This window comes from Corynebacterium parakroppenstedtii, assembly GCF_019754935.1.
Classification (GTDB): domain Bacteria; phylum Actinomycetota; class Actinomycetes; order Mycobacteriales; family Mycobacteriaceae; genus Corynebacterium; species Corynebacterium parakroppenstedtii.
In genome coordinates, this window is the sequence record NZ_JAGSOA010000003.1 from 370,448 (window position 1) to 389,872 (window position 19,425).

Here is a 19,425-nt window from a genome sequence, read left to right on the forward strand (position 1 = left end):
TTACACCAACAACTCAGCGATCTGAATGGTGTTCAATGCCGCGCCCTTACGCAAGTTGTCGCCCGCCACAACAAGAACCAAGCCGCGGTCATCGTCGATAGTTTGATCTTGACGGATGCGTCCCACGAGGCAATCGTCGATACCCGCTGATTCCAGAGGCGCCGGCACATCAACAACCTCAACGCCCGGGGCTTTATCCAACAGTTCGCGAGCCCGCTCCGGCGTAATCGACCGGGCGAACTCGGCGTGCACCACCATGGTGTGTCCAGTGAACACCGGGATACGCACGCATGTGCCGGCCACTTTCAAATCGGGGATATTCAGAATCTTCCGAGACTCATTACGCAGCTTCTGCTCTTCATCGGTCTCATCGGAGCCATCATCAGCGTAATTCCCGGCAAAAGGCAACGCATTGAACGCGATCGGCGCTACATACGGGCCATAGCCAAGCTTCTCGTCATCAATGACACGCTGAACGCCGGAGCCATCATGCGCAAGGTCGATATCGTCACGCTTTTCCACGGCATCTGTCTGTTCTTTCAAGGCCTTCACGCCGGCCAAACCGGAACCCGACACCGCCTGGTAGGAGGCCACGTGCAGGACTTTCAGGTTTGCTTCGTCGTGGAGGATCTTGAGAACAGGCATTGCTGCCATCGTGGTGCAGTTCGGATTAGCGATAATCCCCTTGACGGCCTTGTCTTTGTCACCGGGGTTAACCTCGGACACGATCAGCGGGACCTCGGGGTCCTTACGCCAAGCACTCGAATTATCGACGACGGTGGCGCCTGCGGCCGCGAACCGTGGCGCGTGCTCCTTCGACACCGCACCGCCAGCGGAGAAAATGGCGATGTCGATGCCCTTGAGGTCCTCATCGGTGGTGGCGGCAACGTCCTCGACCACGACGTCGTCGCCACGGAAAGGCAATGTTGTTCCCGCGCTTCTGGACGAGGCGAAGAAACGGACCTTATCGCAGGGGAAATTGCGTTCCTCAAGGATGGAGCGCATGACGCGCCCCACTTGGCCAGTAGCTCCAACGACGGCAATGGTGGTCATCAGGTGATTCCTCCCAGACAGTACGGACCAGCCAAACAAAACAAGCCAGGCCAGGTGAAACCTAGCAGTGAAACTCCAGCTTAGCGCCCTGTTCCAGCATAGACAACGGCTTCTTCGTCGCCGCCCAGTGCAAAACGCTCGTGCAAGGCGCGAGTTGCTTTCTCCAGATCCGAATCACGGATCAGCACAGAAATACGAATTTCCGACGTAGAAATGAGCTCGATGTTCACACCGGCGTCACGGAGTGCCTCACAAAAATCAGCGGTGACACCGGGATGCGACTTCATTCCCGCGCCCACCAGCGACACTTTGCCGACGTGATCGTCAAACAAAACGCGTGGCTGGGCCGTCGCTGCGGACTCGGAGGCCCCGGAACCCGGCTGCATCGAGGCCTTCGCCGCATCGGCCGGAGTATCAGAGACCGGCACCGTCGGATTCTCGTCCCGCGGCACTTCACACAGCTTCTTCAGCATTTCCACCGCGCGTGAGGCGTCGGCACGAGGACAAGTAAATGTGATGTCGGTCTTGTTATCGGACAGCGACGACACATTCTGCAGCACCATATCGATGTTGATCTCTGCATCAGAGACGGCGCGGAAAATACGGGCCGCTTCCCCCGGTGTATCTGGAATACCTAAAACGGTGATTTTCGCTTCTGATTTGTCGGTGGCCACACCGGTAAGTACTGCTTCTTCCACGGGAATATCCTCCATTGAGCCGGTAACTAATGTGCCTGGATCTGTGCTGTACGATGACCGAACACGCATGGGAACATTGAACGCGCGCGCATATTCCACACTGCGCAAAACAAGAATCTTGGAGCCGACAGCCGCAAGCTCCAACATTTCTTCAAAACTAATAGTGTCGAGCTTCCGCGCATTATGTACGATTCGCGGGTCCGCGGTGTACACACCATCGACATCGGAATAAATCTCACATTCATCCGCGTTCAATGCCGCTGCGAGTGCAACAGCGGTGGTATCCGAACCGCCGCGGCCTAGCGTCGTGACGTCTTTGGTCTCACGATTGACTCCCTGGAAGCCGGCGACCAAACAAATCTTGCCTTCATCCAACGCTTCCTGCACACGGCCCGGTGTGACATCTACGATTCGGGCATTCCCGTGGCGCTCCGTCGTTAATACCCCAGCTTGCGAGCCCGTGAAGGACTGCGCGTGCGCGCCCAAAGACTCAATAGCCATTGCGACCAACGCATTAGAAATACGCTCCCCCGCGGTCAGCAGCATGTCCATCTCACGGGCGGGAGGCACCGGATTAACCTGTGCTGCAAGGTCAAGGAACTCGTCGGTCGTGTCGCCCATTGCGGAGCACACAACAACAACGTCGTGTCCTTTTTTCTTCGTTTCGACGATGCGCTCCGCCACTCGACGAATGCGCTCGGCATTCTCAAGGGACGAACCACCGTACTTCTGGACGATTAGAGCCACCGGGTTCTGCCTTTCCTCATCCGCTCTGGCCTCGTGACGGAACCATCATGGATATGAAACCATCAACAACCGACACGACACGTGTGGCCTTGAGGATACCTCAACCATCGAGCAGCTAAATTGATGGGCGATGCATAACAACGCCCTTGCTATCCTTTTCGCCCTCGCCTCCGCGCTGACGATCGCGTGGGGCACTGTCGTTCGTCACCGAATAGCAGAAGAAGTACCTAATGACGACGACGGCGGCGCGCCCATTTTAACCGTGATTACCAAACCTCTGTGGTGGGCGGGCACGTTCTGTGCGCTGGGTGGATACGGCCTGCAAGTCATCGCGTTGGCCTTCGGAACACTGCTGGTAGTGCAGCCCATTCTCGTGTTATCGCTCATGTTTACGCTCCCGCTGTCCGCGCGGTATGACGGGCGTCGGGTGTCTTTATCGGAAATGACATGGGCAGGCCTCCTCACGGCGGCGGTCGCCATTCTGGTGATCCTCGGCCGTCCCATCCCCGGGGGGACGCACCCCTCACTAATGACGTGGATTCTTGCCGTCACGACAGGAATCGTGGTGCTCACCGCTATCGACAGATTTGCCTACCGTCAGATTCGGCGTGAACAAGCATTACTTCTTGGAGTGGTCACGGGTGCTGTGTTCGGATACGTCGCTGTGTTTTCCAAAGCTGCGATTGACGTCTTTGTTCAAGACGGAATTGTCGGAGGGCTTCTTGCCTGGCAAACTTATGCCCTCATCATCGGAGCGACCATCGGAACAGCCGTCCAACAATCGTCGTTCAATGCAGGCGCGCTGAAGAATTCGTTGCCAGCGATGACCATCACAGAACCTATTGTCGCGTTTAGCTTGGGCTACATCGTGTTGGGCGAATCTTTCCAAGTCCACGGCATGGGATGGATAGTCATGGCCATCGCCCTCGTTGTCATGATTGTGTCCACCACAGTGCTATCCCGCAAAGGCGTCGATTAGTCGGCAGATCTAGTCGATTAGTCGACAGATCTATTTGTCATAATCCCTCACACACTGAGTAACCGTGCTACGGTCTTCATATGCGTTCTTTGAGCGGAACATCTAGCTGCGCGGCTCTCCTCCTTATGTGCCGCGGCGGGGCCCGGGTATAACCGATCGGCTCCCCGTCGCGGGGTTCGCTGTGCCGGTCGGGACTTGACACACATTCCGGAAACCGAAGAGGAACCGCATGTCCCCCGTTGACGAATTCATTTCCGCCCCTGCCCATATTTCTACTCCCGACGGTGACATTCCTGCCGATCAACCGTCGTGGAATAAACAGCGCCCGTCACGGATGCCCGCCGGACGATACCAGCCCTACTTCACCGAGGTAGAACACATCACGCTGCCCGACCGCACATGGCCGGATAAAACCATTGATCACGCACCCGTCTGGTGTGCCGTCGATCTGCGTGACGGTAACCAAGCTCTGATTGACCCCATGAGCCCCGAACGGAAACGTCGGATGTTCGAGTTGCTGGTCACTATGGGCTACAAGGAAATTGAGGTGGGGTTCCCCTCAGCATCTCAAACGGATTTTAACTTTGTTCGTGAAATAATCGAACAAGACATGATCCCCGACGACGTCACCATCCAGGTCTTGGTTCAGGCTCGCGAACACCTGATTCGCCGCACGTTCGAAGCGTGTGAAGGCGCAAAAAACGTCATCGTTCACTTCTATAACTCCACCTCTATTCTGCAAAGAGATGTTGTTTTTCGTAAGGACAAAGAAGGAATTAAAAAATTAGCGACGGATGCCGCGAAATTAATTAAGTCCATCGCCGCTGACTATCCGGGGACCAACTGGCGCTGGGAGTATTCCCCCGAGTCCTACACCGGCACTGAGGTGGCCTATGCCAAGGAAGTCTGCGACGCCGTCGTCGAGATCATGGATCCCACCCCGGATAACCCCATCATCATTAACCTGCCCTCGACTGTGGAGATGACGACGCCCAACGTGTACGCCGATTCCATCGAATGGATGGACCGCAACCTTAACCGTCGTGACTCCATCATTATCTCGTTGCACCCGCACAATGACCGCGGAACCGGCGTCGCCACGGCCGAATTAGGATTCATGGCAGGGGCGGACCGCATCGAAGGTTGCCTGTTCGGCAATGGTGAGCGCACAGGAAACGTATGCCTGGTCACGCTGGGGTTGAACATGCTGACGCAGGGCGTTGATCCACAAATCGACTTCTCCGACATCGATAAGATCCGGCGCACCGTCGAATATTGCAACCAACTGCGAGTGCCTGAGCGCCACCCGTACGGCGGTGACCTGGTGTTTACCGCGTTCTCTGGGTCACACCAAGATGCTATTAATAAGGGCCTCGACGCGATGGTGGATAAGGCCGAGAAGTCGAATGCCACCGAGGACACTGCGGACACCGAGGGCGACCGACAGCGCATCGTCCACCGGGTGCCGTGGGAAGTGCCCTACCTGCCCATCGACCCGAAGGACGTCGGCCGCACCTACGAAGCCGTCATTCGCGTGAACTCGCAGTCCGGCAAGGGCGGCGTGTCCTACATTATGAAGACCGACCACGGGATCACCATGCCGCGCGCAATGCAGGTTGAATTCTCCGGCGTGGTCCAAGCCGTCACCGACGCTGAAGGCGGCGAGGTCAACTCGAAGAACATGTGGGACATCTTTGCCGGCGAATACCTGGACCGAGATGACCCCATCGATGCCATCAGCATCACTGTCGACGGTGGCCAGAACGAGAACGAAGGCGCAGAAGTGTCCGCACACCTCATTATCAACGGCGAGGAACAGACGATCACCGGCCACGGAAACGGGCCGGTGGCCGCATACACGAATGCGCTGGAAAGCGTCGGAATTAACGTTGAAGTGCAGGATTACTCACAGTACTCCAGGACGTCCGGTGACGACGCGGAGGCAGCCGCCTACATCCTGGCCGATGTCGACGGGACCAAGGTGTGGGGTGTGGGCATTGCAAGCTCCATCACCTATGCATCTCTTAAGGCCGTCACCAGCGCAGCCAACAGAGCACGAGCTGTTGCGTAACAAACGACTGCCTAAACAGCAGCCAGCTGCGTAAACGGTGACGCAAACTGCGAGGCTGCTGGGGGAATTCTCTTAGCCTCGAAGAAAGGCTACTTCAGGAACCGCAATTTCTGCCCCACACCAAGAAGCCTTCCCATGATGGCGGCGTACAACTTCCGACTGAGGAAACGTGGGCCACGGACCGGCATCCCCCGCATCTCCACGATGGTGTGAGACTCGGTGTACTTCAGGAGCCCCTCCGCCCCGTGCCTGCGGGACATCCCAGAGTATTTGACGCCGCCGAGAGGCGCGTCGACCGTCGACCATGCCGCCGCATAACCGTCATTAATATTGATCGTTCCTGACTCAACACGACGCGCAATGCTCCATGCTGTGTCAGAGGGGCCGACGACGGAGGCATTTAACCCATAGTTCGTGTCATTTGCCCGGGCGAGTGCGTCGTCCACGTTGTCGACCTTCTCAACATAAACAACCGGGCCAAAAACTTCCTCGCGTTTCAATCTCATGTCATCCGACACCCCCTCAAGCACGGTGGGTTCGTAGAAACATGGGCCGAGGTCCGGGCGAGCCCGCCCACCGGCAAGAACGCGGGCACCCTTCTCACGCGCTTCTGCAACAAAAGACTCCACCGTGGCGAGTTGCTGCTGACTGACCAATGACCCCATCGTGACGGACCAATCGAACCCGGCGCCGAGTTTCATGCGGTTAACTTCAGCGGTAAAAGCACTGACAAACTCGTCGTAAATGTCCCGGACAACATATATTCTTTCGATGGACACACAGAGCTGTCCCGAGTTGGAAAAGCATGCATTCACCGCACACGAGGCTGCCCGGCGTGCGTCGGCATCCCCCACTATGATCATCGGGTTTTTTCCGCCCAGTTCTGCGGAAAAGCCGACTAACCGTTGCCCTACGTGTTCGCCTAGGCGCTGGCCGGTTTTCGTCGATCCGGTGAACATCAAGTAATCGCACTCATCGGCAATGGCGGATCCCACGACGCGTCCTTCGCCGGTGACAATCTGGATGACGTCGTCAGGTAGTCCGGCATCCTTGAGCAGCTGAAGGCAGATGAGCGAACAAAACGGTGTATCTGAATCCGGCTTAGCCACCACCGTGTTTCCGGCGGCGATGGCCGCGAGGGCATCGGATATTCCGAGGGTGAGGGGGTAATTCCATGGGGTAATTTGCCCGACCACTCCCTTCGGCGAGCGATACTCGCGCGCTTTTCCTAGCACGGGGATACCGGCTGTCCGCCGAGCCGGACGCATGAGTTTTTCGGCCGCGTTCGCGTAATAGCGAGCATTATTCGCGACATCCATCACCTCGTCGAAGGCTGAGGAGCGGTCCTTCCCCGTTTCCAACTGGATGATGTCGAGTAAGAGTTCACGCTTCTTCAACACAAGGTCGTGGAAGCGTATGAGTATTCTTTTGCGCTGATCAAAGTGGGTGGTGCGCCATGTTTTCTGCACCTCGCGGGCGCGTCGAAAAGCGTGAGCAACGTCAGATGTGGTGCCGATACCCACCCAGCCGACGGTGGTTCCGTCCCACGGATTCTCCACGTTGTGCCTCTTTTCGGTAGCAACACTTCCTGTGGTGGTGTTGACGGTGAGCGCACGAAGTTCCGCCGCGAGCTCGTCGGGCAGAGGGCCCTCTGACAGACGGTCGGGAAGCAACGTGGAACATTTGGGTGCAAACATATTTCGAAGTGTACGCGAGGAGTACCCGAAAAAGGTTAGATTGGTCACATGAATACTTCACAACGGAAAAGTATTTTTATCTCAGGTGGAGCATCGGGCATCGGTCGCGAAGTCACACTCCGATTCCACGCGGAAGGCTGGATTGTCGGTGTGTACGATATCGACGCGACTGCCCTCGAAAAACTGTCCCGCGATTACCCCGACATCATCATCGGTGAACTCGATGCCATCGACCAATCCCCCGAGATCATCAAAAAGCAGTGCGACATCAACTGCACCGGCGTCATGTATGGAGCACGGGCCACACATCCGTACCTGTCACGCACACCCGGCGCGCACCTGGTGAACATGGGTTCCGCGGCAGCACTCTACGGCCAACCACATATCGCGCCGTACTCCGCGTCAGGCCTTGACCTCACGCTGCGCTATTTGATCCGCCTTGTTCCGTCATTCGTTACCCGAAACGTCAACAAGTTCGTCGCCGGGTAGCATATCGGGCATGACATCGACCTCCGATCACTCCTCCACCAGCCGGGGCTCCGACGCTCGCACGTCACATTCACACGACGTCGACGCCGACCGCGGGGGGAGCAACACCGGGGGTTCGCGGTCGAACGACGGGCATCGTCGTTCCCGCAATAATTCGCGTGCACGTAGAGAGCGACGTCGGCGCCGCGCCACCTATTCCGCGCAGCACGGAAATAAGCAGCAACGTGCGAAGGAGGGCTCGGGGAACGACACCCCGAACGGATCTTCGGGTGGGGATATCTCCAGCTCGCAGACCGGGAGGAAGAAGAATCGCCGACGGTCCCGGCGGCGGAGCAACCGACCGGCCGCGGCGCCCAACGCCGGACAGCGCAGCCAACAGCACGAACCCAAGGACCAGCGCCCGGCGCGACAGCAGGAACAGTCGGATTCGTCGACGCAACAGGCTAGTCGGAGGCCATCGTCGGGCACGCAGCCATCGTCCGTGACCCGAGCGCCTGCAACCCCGGGTCCGCGCCGCGCTCACCGAGGATTGGCGGCCGAAGGCGTCATCACGAACCCGGACAAGGACAAATACAACGCCGGAAACACCCACGTGCGCTCGCCGCGGGAGCCCATTCCGTCCATCGAGGACGCGCCGATGGTGGCCGTCGTACTACGCACAACTAACATCCACCCGTCGACCGGCCGCATGCTGGCCCTCGACGCTGCATTTTTCGACGCCGACGGCCTGCCCGTGTCCAACTGGCAACGGGTCTTCAACACCGATGCCGACCCCGGCCCCCTCCACCTCTTCGGCCTCACCCCCGATGCTTTCCGCACAGCCCCGCGCTTCAGCTCCACGTTGCGGCAAATCGATCGCGTTATCGACAGCCGCGTCCTGATCGTCCACGACACCGCCACCACCTGGGGTTTCATCGCGCAGGAGGCACGTCGGACGGTCCGTTCCGCGTCGGCAAAAAACCGTCGCCAGCGCAGACGTCGCCATAATGGGCACGTCCCCCGCCCGGTATCGATCATCGACACACAAGCGACGGCACGGCGGCAAGGCTTGCCCATCGCCGAAACTCGCCTGCGGGGCATTGCGGCCGCTTACAATCTTGTCGACGACACACTTCCGGCGACCACGGTGCTGGACATGGACTCCTCGCCCGATGCGTACACGACGCTTCCCGGCGTTGGAGCCGAGGCATCTGAGCGGCGACGGAGCATCGACCCCCTGCAGCTTCTCCAGGCCGACGCTGTTCTGGTGGGCGAATTGGCTATGGAACAGCTTGATCGCGCCGGGATTGAGCCCATCAATGCTGCGGCGTTTGCGTTGCACGAAGTGCGCGAGCGTCGTGGGGATGATCGGGGCGACTCGGGACGCGACGACGAAGATCACAGCGACGAGACCGGCGTCGGCAAGAACGATAACGAGCGTCCAGACGATGCCCCTACCCCGCTGGTGTGGGCCGATGATGACGCCTGGGACAACGTCGATAAGCGTGATCCGCATGACCTGCGGGCGGATCGAGTAGGGCTGCAGCGGTCGGCAATACGAATTGATGCGGCATTAGCCCCGGTCATTGCGCCTAATCCGGGTGTGTGGTCGCCCGGTCAGAAGTTGAAGCGCGGGATGGTTTTCACGGTCGCTCCCGAAGTGGATATGAATCCTGATGATCTGATCGAAACGGCTGTGCGGGCTGGGCTGACTTATTCCGAAAAGCTAACCCGGGAGACGTCGTTGGTCGTGTTCAATGGCACGGGCCACGGATTAGAGCACGATGGGGCTCCTCATGAGGGGCGCGCCTTGCACGCGCACAGGAAGGGTATTCCCCTGGTTCGCGACACCGAGTTTATGCGTTTGGCCGAAGAGGCCATCGACGCCGAGCAGCACTAAACCGCGCAGCTATAAACCGCGCCCGACCAGCCGTAACTCACACTCCCGGCAGAACAAGCGGTCCCGAAACGAATTCACAGCGCTCCCAGACTGAAGTGGCATGTGTCCGGGAGCCACGTATTCTAGGACAATGACCGAAAACTCGGATTCCACTCGTTCTGGCGTACGGGAACGCGCCGTGAGCTCGCTGCACGCGTTCCGTCAGCGCGCTGACCAGGTACTTCGCTCCAGCGCGGACAGTGTCAGCGACTCCTTGGAAGCTCGGATCACGAGCGTGACCAGCGATACTCCGAAGGCACAGCTCAACACCCAGGGTCGAGCCGCCCTTGCTCTTGCCGACGCAGCTACGTGGGCCTCGAAGAAAACGGGCCGTGGCTCTGGCGGGATGATCGGCGGGATGATTGCCGCAGCGATTGATCCGATGATCATGGGCCGGATCAACGCGGGGCGCCCCGTCGCGTTGGTGACGGGAACGAACGGCAAGTCCACAACGACTCGGATGCTGGCCGCTGCCGCACGCACCGCTTTCACCATCGCCACCAATGAGGGTGGCGACAACATGGACGCGGGCGTCGTCTCGGCGCTGCGTGCAGGTGGCGATTATGACGTCGCCACGCTGGAAGTCGATGAAATGCATGTGCCGGCCATTGCCGACAAGCTGGATCCGCAGGTGCTGGTTCTTCTCAATTTGAGCCGTGACCAGCTTGATCGTGTGGGAGAGATCAACAGTATTGAGCGGGCGCTGCGGGGGGCGGTGAACAAGCACCCCAACATGACTGTGGTGGCTAACTGCGACGATGTCATGGTGACATCGGCGGCGTGGGATAGTCCGAACGTGGTGTGGGTGTCGGCTGGCCTAGGTTGGCAGGGTGAATCGACATCGTGCCCGCGTACTGGTGGTGCGATTATTCGCCGCGAGGTGTCGGACGAGACGGATTCGACCAACCATGTTGAGTGGTACGCGGCGAACCCCCTGCCCGATGGCTCCGAGTTCCGACGCCCCTCACCGGATTATTCAATGACGCCCGACGGGCTGCGTATTGATTCTGCGTCCGCGGCTAAGGCGACGGGTTTGCCGACGGGAACTGTTCTGCCCTTGACCTTGTCGCTGCCGGGCGACGCGAACCGTGGCAACGCAGCCCAAGCGGTGGTGGCCGCGTTGGCCTTGGGCGCGGATGTAAAGAAAGGCCTGGCGGCGACCGAAAACGTGCAGTCCGTGGCCGGCCGTTATTCCACGGTGTCGTATGCCGGGCGCGACGTTCATCTGTTGCTCGCTAAGAATCCTGCCGGCTGGCAAGAGGCGCTGAGCATGGTGGATCGGTCGGCAGATGGCCTGGTCATTGCGACAAATGGGCAGGTCGCCGACGGTGTAGACCTATCCTGGCTATGGGACGTTCGTTTTGAAAATCTCGATGAGTTAGCGGTGGTAGCTGCCGGTGAGCGTGGCGCCGACCTAGCCGTCCGGCTGGGATACGCTGGAGTCCGCCACCAACTGGTGAAGGATGCACTAAAGGCAATCACAACGTGCCCGCCTGGCCGGGTGGAAGTGCTGGCGAACTACACGGCTTTCCGTGACCTCAAGCGCGCCCTTGACCGCGCCGTTGTCAGGGAACCAAAGCAGAACACTGCACGCAAGGAGGACACCGATGCCCGCTAAATCCCACACTGTGTCTTCATCATCAAGTTCACGGTCGTCGTCACAATTCCAGATCGGCCTAATTTTGCCCGATGTGTTGGGCACCTATGGCGACGACGGCAACGCGCTGATTGTGCGGCAGCGCCTGCGTCTCCGCGGGGTTGCGGCAGAGATCATTCCGATTCATCTCGGTGACCCCGTCCCCGACAGTTTGGATTTGTACACCGTCGGCGGCGGTGAAGATACCGCCCAGATTCTTGCTTCGGAGCATCTTCGCGCCGACGGCGGCATTATTCGGGCTGCGAACAAAGGCACCCCGATTCTTGCTATTTGCGCTGGCCTGCAGGTGTTTGGGCAATCCTTCCGCGCGTCCGGTTCCATGGTTGATGGCCTTGGCCTGTTGGATGCAACGACGTCGAGTCTAAAGGTCCGCATGATCGGCGAACTCCGGTCTGAACCGCTTCAAGCTAAGCATCAGGACGCTCCCGCTGCCGAGGCGAAGGATGGACGCTCATCGCAGAATACGACGTCGGCACGGACCGATGACTTCACGCGCGGGCTGACTGACCAGCTCACTGGTTTTGCAAACCACATGGGTGCGACGATTTTGGGCCCGGACGCCCGCCCGTTGGGGCGTGTGCTTCACGGGACCGGCAACTGTGATGCCTATGGTGCAGCAGCGGTCCATCTTGAAGGGGAGGACGCTGAGTATCAGATTTGTGCCGAGGGGGCCGTCCAAGGATCGATTATTGCGACGTACATGCATGGCCCGGCGCTAGCGAGGAATCCGCAGCTTGCCGACGTGCTTATCGCTCGGGCGTTGGGTGTGGAGGTTGAAGATCTCCCACCGCTGGGCGATGACATCGATCCGTCGATTCGTGGTGGCCTGGATAGCCTGGATATGGGGTCACAGCATCTCGAATTGGCTAGGGAATTAAACAATGAGGTGTCGCAGCTTCGGCGGGAGCGCATAGACTCTACGTCATGACTTTGCGTGACCATCTCCGCCCCTCCGCTATTGTCGACGCCTCCGCTCTTGGCGCTACCGCTCGGTCTGCGGCGGAAGGACTATCCCGTGCTGCGATCTCTGGCGTTTCCCGAGTGGGCAGCCATATCGGGGTTGATCCCGATGTCGTTCCCGGACCACAGGGCGGTCTTCCTCCGGAGGAATTAACTGCAGCGCACTGGGGTAATGGGTCCCGCCGCGTCATCGATCCTATTGGGTGGTTTGAACACCAAAAAGGTATCGATGAGCTTCAGAAATCTTTTGACGCTATTCCGTCACAGGCCCAGGTGAGGTTGGCAAAGAAAACTTCCAACCTTTTCCGCTCTCGAACAGCAACAAAGGCGCCCGGTTTGAACGTCGAGGGCCTCGGCCGGGTCATTGCCGTGGATACCAAGGCACAGACTGCCGACGTTCAAGGCATGTGTACATATGAAAACCTCGTGGATACCTTACTTCCGTTTGGTTTCGCGCCCTATGTTGTACCCGAGTTGAAGACAATCACGTTGGGCGGCGCTATTACCGGTATGGGCGTGGAGTCCAGCTGTTTCCGCAATGGTTTGCCGCATGAGTCCGTCATTGAGATGGATATTCTCACAGGCACGGGCGATATCGTGACCTGCAGTCCCGTCGAGAATGTTGATCTTTTCCGTGCTTATCCCAATTCGTATGGTTCATTAGGTTATGCGGTTCGAATCAAAATAAAGATTGAAAAAATTAAGCCATTCGTGGAGCTTAGGCATGTTCGCTTTCACGACCTCACCTCTATTGCAGCGGCTATTGACAGCATTGTTTCCAGCCATGAATACGACGGCGAGCCTGTCGATTATGTAGACGGCGTGGTGTTTTCCCCTACCGAGGGCTATTTGGTCTTGGGACGGCAATCGTCGGACGTTCCGCCCCGAGTATCCGATTACACGCGCGAGCACATTTATTACCGGTCTCTGCAGCACCCCGAGGGCACGACACGCGACACGCTGACAATGCATGATTATTTATGGCGATGGGATACGGACTGGTTCTGGTGCTCGCGCGCATTTGGTGCGCAAAACCCCACCATCCGTCGGATGTGGCCTGATGGGCTTTTGCGGTCGTCGTTCTATTGGAAGATTGTGGGGGCCGACAAGCGGTGGGATTTGGCAGACCGGATTGAGGCCCACCATGGCCGCCCCGCCCGTGAGCGCGTCGTTCAAGATGTCGAAGTGACCACGGATAAGGTCCCGGAGTTCCTGGAGTGGTTCTTTAACGCCAGCGAAATCCAGCCTGTGTGGCTCTGCCCGATCAAGCTGGCAGAAGAATCGTCATCCTTAACGACGCGCGGCAATGTGTTGTCGTCCGATGTCGCTCTGGCTGATGGCGCTGGTTCCCATCCGTGGCCGCTGTACCCACTGTCTGTGGGTGATGTGTGGGTCAATATCGGATTTTGGTCCTCGGTGCCCGTGGATTTGACGGATGATCCTCAACCTGGCGCGTTTAATCGCATCATTGAACGAAAGATCCGGGATCTGGGTGGGCATAAGTCGCTGTATTCGGAGGCTTTTTACTCAGAAGAGGAATTCTCTGATCTCTACGGCGGTAGTATTCCAGAAATGGTCAAGACCATTTATGATCCACATCACCGTTTCCCTGGTCTTTTTGACAAAGCAGTAGGCGGAAAATAAGAGAATTCCGTCAGAGGTGGCCATAGAAGCACTAAGTACTACTATGGGTATAACTTATTTGCGACGCGATGACGCTACCGCCACACGATGTACCTTGCGGGCACATGAGGGGCAACGCCATTGCGCCAACCGTAAACCCCACAGAGAAGAGAAAAGAGTCAGGCGCATTGAGTATGACTGTCGCAGATATCATCGCATCTATTACAAAGGGGCCACTGCCATTCACGATAGAGGCTTATGACGGAAGCTCCATCGGGTCGGGCGATATTACTGTCCGTTTAGAGAACGAAGATGCTCTGGCCTATATCGCGACGGCACCGGGCGATTTAGGGCTGGCCCGCGCGTACGTGACGGGCACGTTGACTGTTGAGGGCAAAGGATCTCACCCTGCCCATCCATATGTCCTTTTCGACGATTTACAAAAGGCGTACTCGATCGTTTCTATCTCTAAGAATCCTCGAATGATTGCCACGCTGATTCGTGAGCTACGCAATCATCATGCTTTCCGACGCCTTCCCATTCCCCACCAGGAAGTTATCCCTGGGTGGCACAAGGCTCTTCGGGGTGCGATGGAGGGGCTCGCGAAGTCGACTCGTCGGCACTCTAAGGCTCGCGATGCACAAGCGATTAGCCATCATTATGACGTCTCTAATGATTTTTACGAGCATTTCTTAGGGCCCTCCATGACGTACACCTGTGCGTGTTACCCCGATGAGAATGCAACATTGGAAGAGGCCCAGGAAAACAAATACCGGTTGGTGTTTGACAAGTTGCGGCTGAAAGAAGGGGATCGTCTTCTTGATGTCGGTTGTGGTTGGGGCGGAATGGTCCGTTACGCCGCCAAGCATGGTGTTCATGCGTTGGGTGTGACCTTGTCGCGGGCGCAAGCTGACTGGGCAAATGAAGAGATTAAGCGCCAAGGCCTGGAGGACTTTGCGGAGGTTCGTTACCAGGATTATCGCGATGTTTCAGAGAGTGATTTTGACGCTATTTCCGCCATCGGGATCCTGGAGCACATTGGACCTAAGAATTATCGATCATTCTTTAGCTTCCTTTATGACAAATTACGGCCTGAAGGAATGATGCTTAACCACTGCATCACCCGTCCACACAACCGCCCAACCCGGACGGGACAGTTCATTGGACGCTACATTTTCCCTGATGGTGAACTCACCGGCGCGGGCACCATTATTTCCCGCATGCAGGACGTCGGGTTTGATGTTATTCATGAGGAAGATTTGAGGCCTCATTATGCCCGCACGCTGCGTGATTGGTGCCTGAATCTTCAAAAGAATTGGGATGAAGCCACCACTTTGGTAGAGCCTTCCACGGCACGTTTGTTCGGTCTGTATATGGCCGGCTCCGAGTGGGGATTCGACCACAATATTATTCAGCTCCATCAAGTGTTGGGCCAGAAGCTCCCCAACGATGAGACGTGGAATCTTCCGCTGCGCCCCTGGTGGAAAGCGTAGCTAGCGGACGCGGCTATTAGTACAGTTAATCGTCATGGTGAAAATTCCCGGACTTGCCCGCCACGCAACCAGCATGGTCGGTGCTGACCCGACGATCATGTCGGCTCTGCTCAGCACCCCTTTGACTACATTGATTCGGCCCGCGTCACATCCCATGACGGTGGGTGACATCATCGACGCCATCGCTGACTTTCCCATTCGTGTGAACGCTTTCGACGGTTCCTCGGCGGGTGGGACGAATGGTTCGGCGGCTACTTCCGGCGAGATGGGAATCCACATCACCAAAGACGGCCTGGCCTACATCGCGACAGCTCCCGGTGAATTGGGGCTTGCCCGCGCATATTTAACCGATAACTTGCGGGTGAGCGGCACCCATCCTGCTAATCCCTACGATTTGTTCGGGGTATTGCGGACTGTTCGTCTAAAAAAGCTCTCGCCATCCACAATTCGTCGGATTATTGGTTCCTTGGCGGCACTAGATGCCTTCCGGAATTTGCCTCAACCTCCGCAGGAAATGGTGCCGTTTTGGCAGCGAGCTATTGACGGTCTATCTCGACATTCTCAGCAACGTGACGCAGAATCAATTAGCCACCATTATGACGTCTCGAATAGATTTTACGAGTTGTTTTTAGGGCCGTCGATGACCTATACGTGCGCTTATTATCCGGATCCATCCGCTAGCCTAGAGGAAGCGCAAGAAAATAAATACCGTCTTATTTTCGATAAATTACGCTTACAACCGGGGGACACGCTTCTTGATGTCGGCTGCGGATGGGGCGGAATGGTTCGCTATGCTGCCCGCCACGGAGTCACGGCGATCGGTGCAACGTTGTCGCGTGAACAAGCCGAGTGGGCTAATGAAGAAATTGCTCGTCAGGGGCTTAGCGACCATGCCGAAGTTCGGTTCCAAGACTATCGAAACATTCCGGAAACAGATTTCGATGCTATCTCCGCTATCGGAATTCTAGAGCACATCGGTACGGCTAACTACCACGATTTCTTTTCATTCCTTTTTAACAAGCTTCGGCCGGGCGGATTGATACTCAACCACTGCATTACTCGCCCGATTAATGAAGCCAAGACCAATGCTGGCCCGTTCCTTGATCGCTATATTTTCCCTGACGGAGAATTACACTGTTCAGGAAATATTATTGCGAATATGCAGGGTGCGGGTTTTGAAGTGATGCACGAGGAAAACTTACGCCCTCACTACGCCCGAACACTCCAAGCCTGGTGCAGCAACTTAGAAGAGAATTGGGATGCTGCCTGCGACGAAGTAAGTGAAGCTACGGCCAAACTGTATGGGGTATATATGGCCGGCTCTGCGTGGGGATTCGACCACAATATTGTGCAATTGCACCAGGCCTTGGGCGTGAAACCCCTTCAGGACGGCACGATGGCAGTTCCCGAGCGTCAATGGTGGGAGAGCTAGCGGGCAGCGGGCCCACGCTGACCACAGCCGAAACGTGCTCATGCCACTGAGCTTCGTACCCGTGGGCATGCCGTTGCTACTCTTGCTGTCATGACTGAATCCCCTACCGTAGCGGGCTCACGTGCCACTGATACGTCATTCGACGTCATAAATTCCGCGGGAAAAGCACGTGCCGGAGTGATCCATACTCCTCACGGCGATATTCCCACACCAGCTTTTATTCCTGTGGCAACAAAAGCAACGGTAAAAATGCTAACTCCAGAGCAAATCAGAGCAACCGGTGCTCAAGCGATCCTCTCTAACGCCTATCATCTTTATCTTCAGCCGGGCCCTGATCTGATCGATGAGGCCGGTGGCGTCGCCGCATTTGAGAATTGGCATGGCCCGACATACACAGATTCTGGCGGGTTTCAGGTGATGAGCTTGGGCGTCGGGTTTAAAAAGGTGTTGGCCATGGACACCAAGGATATTAAACCGGAGGATGTTAAAGCCCGGCATAAAGAGCGTTACGCTCATGTTGATGACGACGGAGTTAATTTCCGCAGCGTTATTAACGGATCCAAACATCGCTTTACACCCGAAAAATCGATGCAAATCCAACATGGATTAGGCGCCGACATAATGTTCGCGTTCGATGAGCTGACAACCCTCATGGATTCGCGGGAATACCAAGAAGAGTCGGTGGAGCGAACCCGACGCTGGGCTCAGCGGTGCCTCGAGGAACATAACCGGCTAACGGAGGCCCGCGTCGGTAAGCCACTTCAATCCTTGTGGGGCGTGGTTCAGGGCGCTCAATATGAAGATTTACGACGCCACGCTGCGCAATCATTGGTCGATATGTCAGACCAGTTCGAGGCTGAGGGCCGTCGCGGATTCGGTGGTTTCGGAATCGGCGGCGCTTTGGAAAAAAGCGCGTTGGGAACGATCGTCGGATGGGTGACTGACGTTCTGCCGGAAAATAAACCGCGTCACTTATTAGGAATTAGCGAGCCCGATGATTTATTCACCGCAATAGAGGCCGGAGCTGATACTTTCGATTGCGTGTCCCCCACGCGGCTGGGTCGGCGCGGGGGTGTATATACGCTAGATGGCCGGTTGAGTTTGAAGACAGCACGGTTTACGCGAGATTTTCGTCCTATCGACAATGAATTAGAGGGGTACGTGAGCCAGTATTCCCGTGCGTATATACACCATTTGCTCAAAGCTAAAGAGTTTTTAGCGGGAACTCTGTGCAGTATTCATAACATTCAATTCATTGTGTCACTGGTGCACAATGCACGGCAGGCTCTCATCGAGGACCGTTTCCACGAATTCCGTGATGAATTTCTCGGTCGGTATTATGCCAATGGTGGGCGCGCACCGGAGTGGAAATAGCGGAGAGCGGAAATAGCGATACACAGTGGGTAAATCACGGGAACACACGCAAGAACCGGGGGCAGGCTCAACACTTGAGGCACACTCAACACCTGGAGCGGGCCGTTTCGCCCCTAGTCCGTCCGGCGATTTTCACCTTGGCAATCTGCGCACATACACTCTGGCCTGGCTTTGTGCGCGCTCAACGGGCCGACGCATGCTCTACCGCATCGAAGATATCGATCAACAACGCTCCCAACACAGTGCCGCGCTCGACCAGATGGAAGACCTTGACTCATTCGGCATGGATTGGGACGGCGACCCCATCAAACAATCCGATCATTTTCCTATGTACGACGATGCCCTCCACTGGCTAGCCGAGCGTGGCTGGGTATACGAATGTTATTGCTCGCGGAAAGACATCCGGGAAGCGTCACGTGCACCGCATGTAACCTCCGGACTGTACCCGGGTACATGCAGGAACCTTACCGACGAACAACGTCAGGAGCAGCGCGCCAAACTTGCTGCACAAGGGCGTAAACCTGCACTTCGTTTTAACGCCCACGCGGCGTTTGAGGCCATCGCAGATCATGACCACGCCGCCGTGGGCGGTAGCCCCTCCTCCATCCCAGGACAGTGGACTATCCACGAGGATTTCGCCACGCACGGTCAACATTCAGATTCCACACCATCTAGTGTTCCCACCGATTATTCGGGCCCCGTCGATGACATCGTCCTTCACCGTGGGGACGGCAATTGGGCGTACAACCTGGCCGTCGTCGTCGATGATCTCACTATGGGCATTGACCAGATCACGCGCGGCGATGATCTTCTCTCGTCCGCGCCGAGCCAAAACTTCCTGGCTACGGTGTTGTACCCGTGGGTTGCTAACGCCTTCCCCACACCGGCTATTCATCCCACACGCTGGAGGTACGACCACGTACCCCTCGTCGTCACTAGGCAACAGATGAAAGGCCATGAGGACACCGATCACCAGCTCAAACGTTTAGCTAAGCGCGATGGTGCGGTCACGATACGTGAGCTCGGCCACGACACAGCATGGGCGTGGGTAGCACACTCCCTCGGCCACCCGGAGTGCTCGTCGGCACCCGAACTTCTGCAGGCCATCAACCTCGATGCGATATCACGCGACCCCGTCGTGTGGACTCCTGGGCAATAAGGTTCACCTGCCTTCGCGAAGGGTCACCTACCTCTTCGCCGGCACCGGACACGACAATAGCGGGGGTAACCGTCG

14 protein-coding genes are annotated in these 19,425 nt (G+C 57.2%); 11 read left to right on the forward strand and 3 right to left on the reverse strand.

Annotated elements, in window-relative coordinates:
• A complete protein-coding gene (locus KCQ76_RS10220) occupies positions 1-1,053 on the reverse strand; it encodes an aspartate-semialdehyde dehydrogenase (protein WP_221914866.1) in 1,053 nt (350 codons plus the stop codon).
• 80 nt (positions 1,054-1,133) lie between these two features.
• Complete coding sequence (locus KCQ76_RS10225) at positions 1,134-2,498, reverse strand: aspartate kinase (protein WP_041628713.1); 1,365 nt, start codon at positions 2,496-2,498, stop codon at positions 1,134-1,136.
• Between the two features lie 130 nt (positions 2,499-2,628).
• On the opposite strand from KCQ76_RS10225, the gene KCQ76_RS10230 reads away from it, so the two are divergent.
• Positions 2,629-3,477, forward strand: coding sequence for a DMT family transporter (locus KCQ76_RS10230; protein WP_046201903.1), 849 nt, complete (start codon positions 2,629-2,631; stop codon positions 3,475-3,477).
• Between the two features lie 229 nt (positions 3,478-3,706).
• The gene (gene leuA, locus KCQ76_RS10235; RefSeq protein ID WP_046201902.1) at positions 3,707-5,548 is read left to right on the forward strand and encodes a 2-isopropylmalate synthase; all 1,842 of its coding nucleotides are present in this window, start codon (positions 3,707-3,709) and stop codon (positions 5,546-5,548) included.
• Positions 5,549-5,637: 89 nt separating this feature from the next.
• On the opposite strand, the gene KCQ76_RS10240 is transcribed toward leuA, so the two are convergent.
• Entirely contained in the window at positions 5,638-7,245 is a 1,608-nt protein-coding gene (locus KCQ76_RS10240; RefSeq protein ID WP_046201901.1) for a succinic semialdehyde dehydrogenase, read from the reverse strand.
• Positions 7,246-7,293: 48 nt separating this feature from the next.
• On the opposite strand from KCQ76_RS10240, the gene KCQ76_RS10245 reads away from it, so the two are divergent.
• The 9 genes from KCQ76_RS10245 (at position 7,294) to KCQ76_RS10285 (ending at position 19,350) form a co-directional block, all read left to right on the forward strand.
• Positions 7,294-7,734 (forward strand): SDR family NAD(P)-dependent oxidoreductase, encoded by a 441-nt coding sequence (locus KCQ76_RS10245; protein WP_046201900.1) that lies wholly within the window; start codon positions 7,294-7,296, stop codon positions 7,732-7,734.
• A gap of 10 nt (positions 7,735-7,744) precedes the next feature.
• Positions 7,745-9,613 carry a hypothetical protein gene (locus KCQ76_RS10250; RefSeq protein WP_052722432.1) on the forward strand — a complete coding sequence of 623 codons (1,869 nt, stop codon included), beginning with the start codon at positions 7,745-7,747 and terminating at the stop codon, positions 9,611-9,613.
• Between the two features lie 130 nt (positions 9,614-9,743).
• On the forward strand, positions 9,744-11,270 hold the full coding sequence (locus KCQ76_RS10255; protein ID WP_231725421.1) for a Mur ligase family protein: 1,527 nt from the start codon (positions 9,744-9,746) through the stop codon (positions 11,268-11,270).
• On the forward strand, positions 11,260-12,237 hold the full coding sequence (locus tag KCQ76_RS10260; RefSeq protein ID WP_082089986.1) for a type 1 glutamine amidotransferase: 978 nt from the start codon (positions 11,260-11,262) through the stop codon (positions 12,235-12,237). The genes KCQ76_RS10255 and KCQ76_RS10260 overlap by 11 nt, the downstream gene beginning before the upstream one ends.
• A complete protein-coding gene (locus KCQ76_RS10265) occupies positions 12,234-13,913 on the forward strand; it encodes an FAD-binding oxidoreductase (protein WP_046201899.1) in 1,680 nt (559 codons plus the stop codon). The genes KCQ76_RS10260 and KCQ76_RS10265 overlap by 4 nt, the downstream gene beginning before the upstream one ends.
• A gap of 173 nt (positions 13,914-14,086) precedes the next feature.
• Complete coding sequence (locus KCQ76_RS10270) at positions 14,087-15,385, forward strand: SAM-dependent methyltransferase (protein ID WP_221914867.1); 1,299 nt, start codon at positions 14,087-14,089, stop codon at positions 15,383-15,385.
• A 154-nt stretch (positions 15,386-15,539) separates the two neighbouring features.
• Entirely contained in the window at positions 15,540-16,817 is a 1,278-nt protein-coding gene (locus KCQ76_RS10275) for a class I SAM-dependent methyltransferase (protein WP_046202101.1), read from the forward strand.
• A gap of 90 nt (positions 16,818-16,907) precedes the next feature.
• Positions 16,908-18,191: a tRNA guanosine(34) transglycosylase Tgt gene (gene tgt, locus KCQ76_RS10280; RefSeq protein ID WP_046201897.1), complete on the forward strand. Its 1,284-nt coding sequence runs from the start codon at positions 16,908-16,910 to the stop codon at positions 18,189-18,191.
• Positions 18,192-18,216: 25 nt separating this feature from the next.
• Positions 18,217-19,350, forward strand: coding sequence for a glutamate--tRNA ligase family protein (locus KCQ76_RS10285; protein WP_082090294.1), 1,134 nt, complete (start codon positions 18,217-18,219; stop codon positions 19,348-19,350).
• The last annotated feature ends 75 nt before the right edge of the window (positions 19,351-19,425 follow it).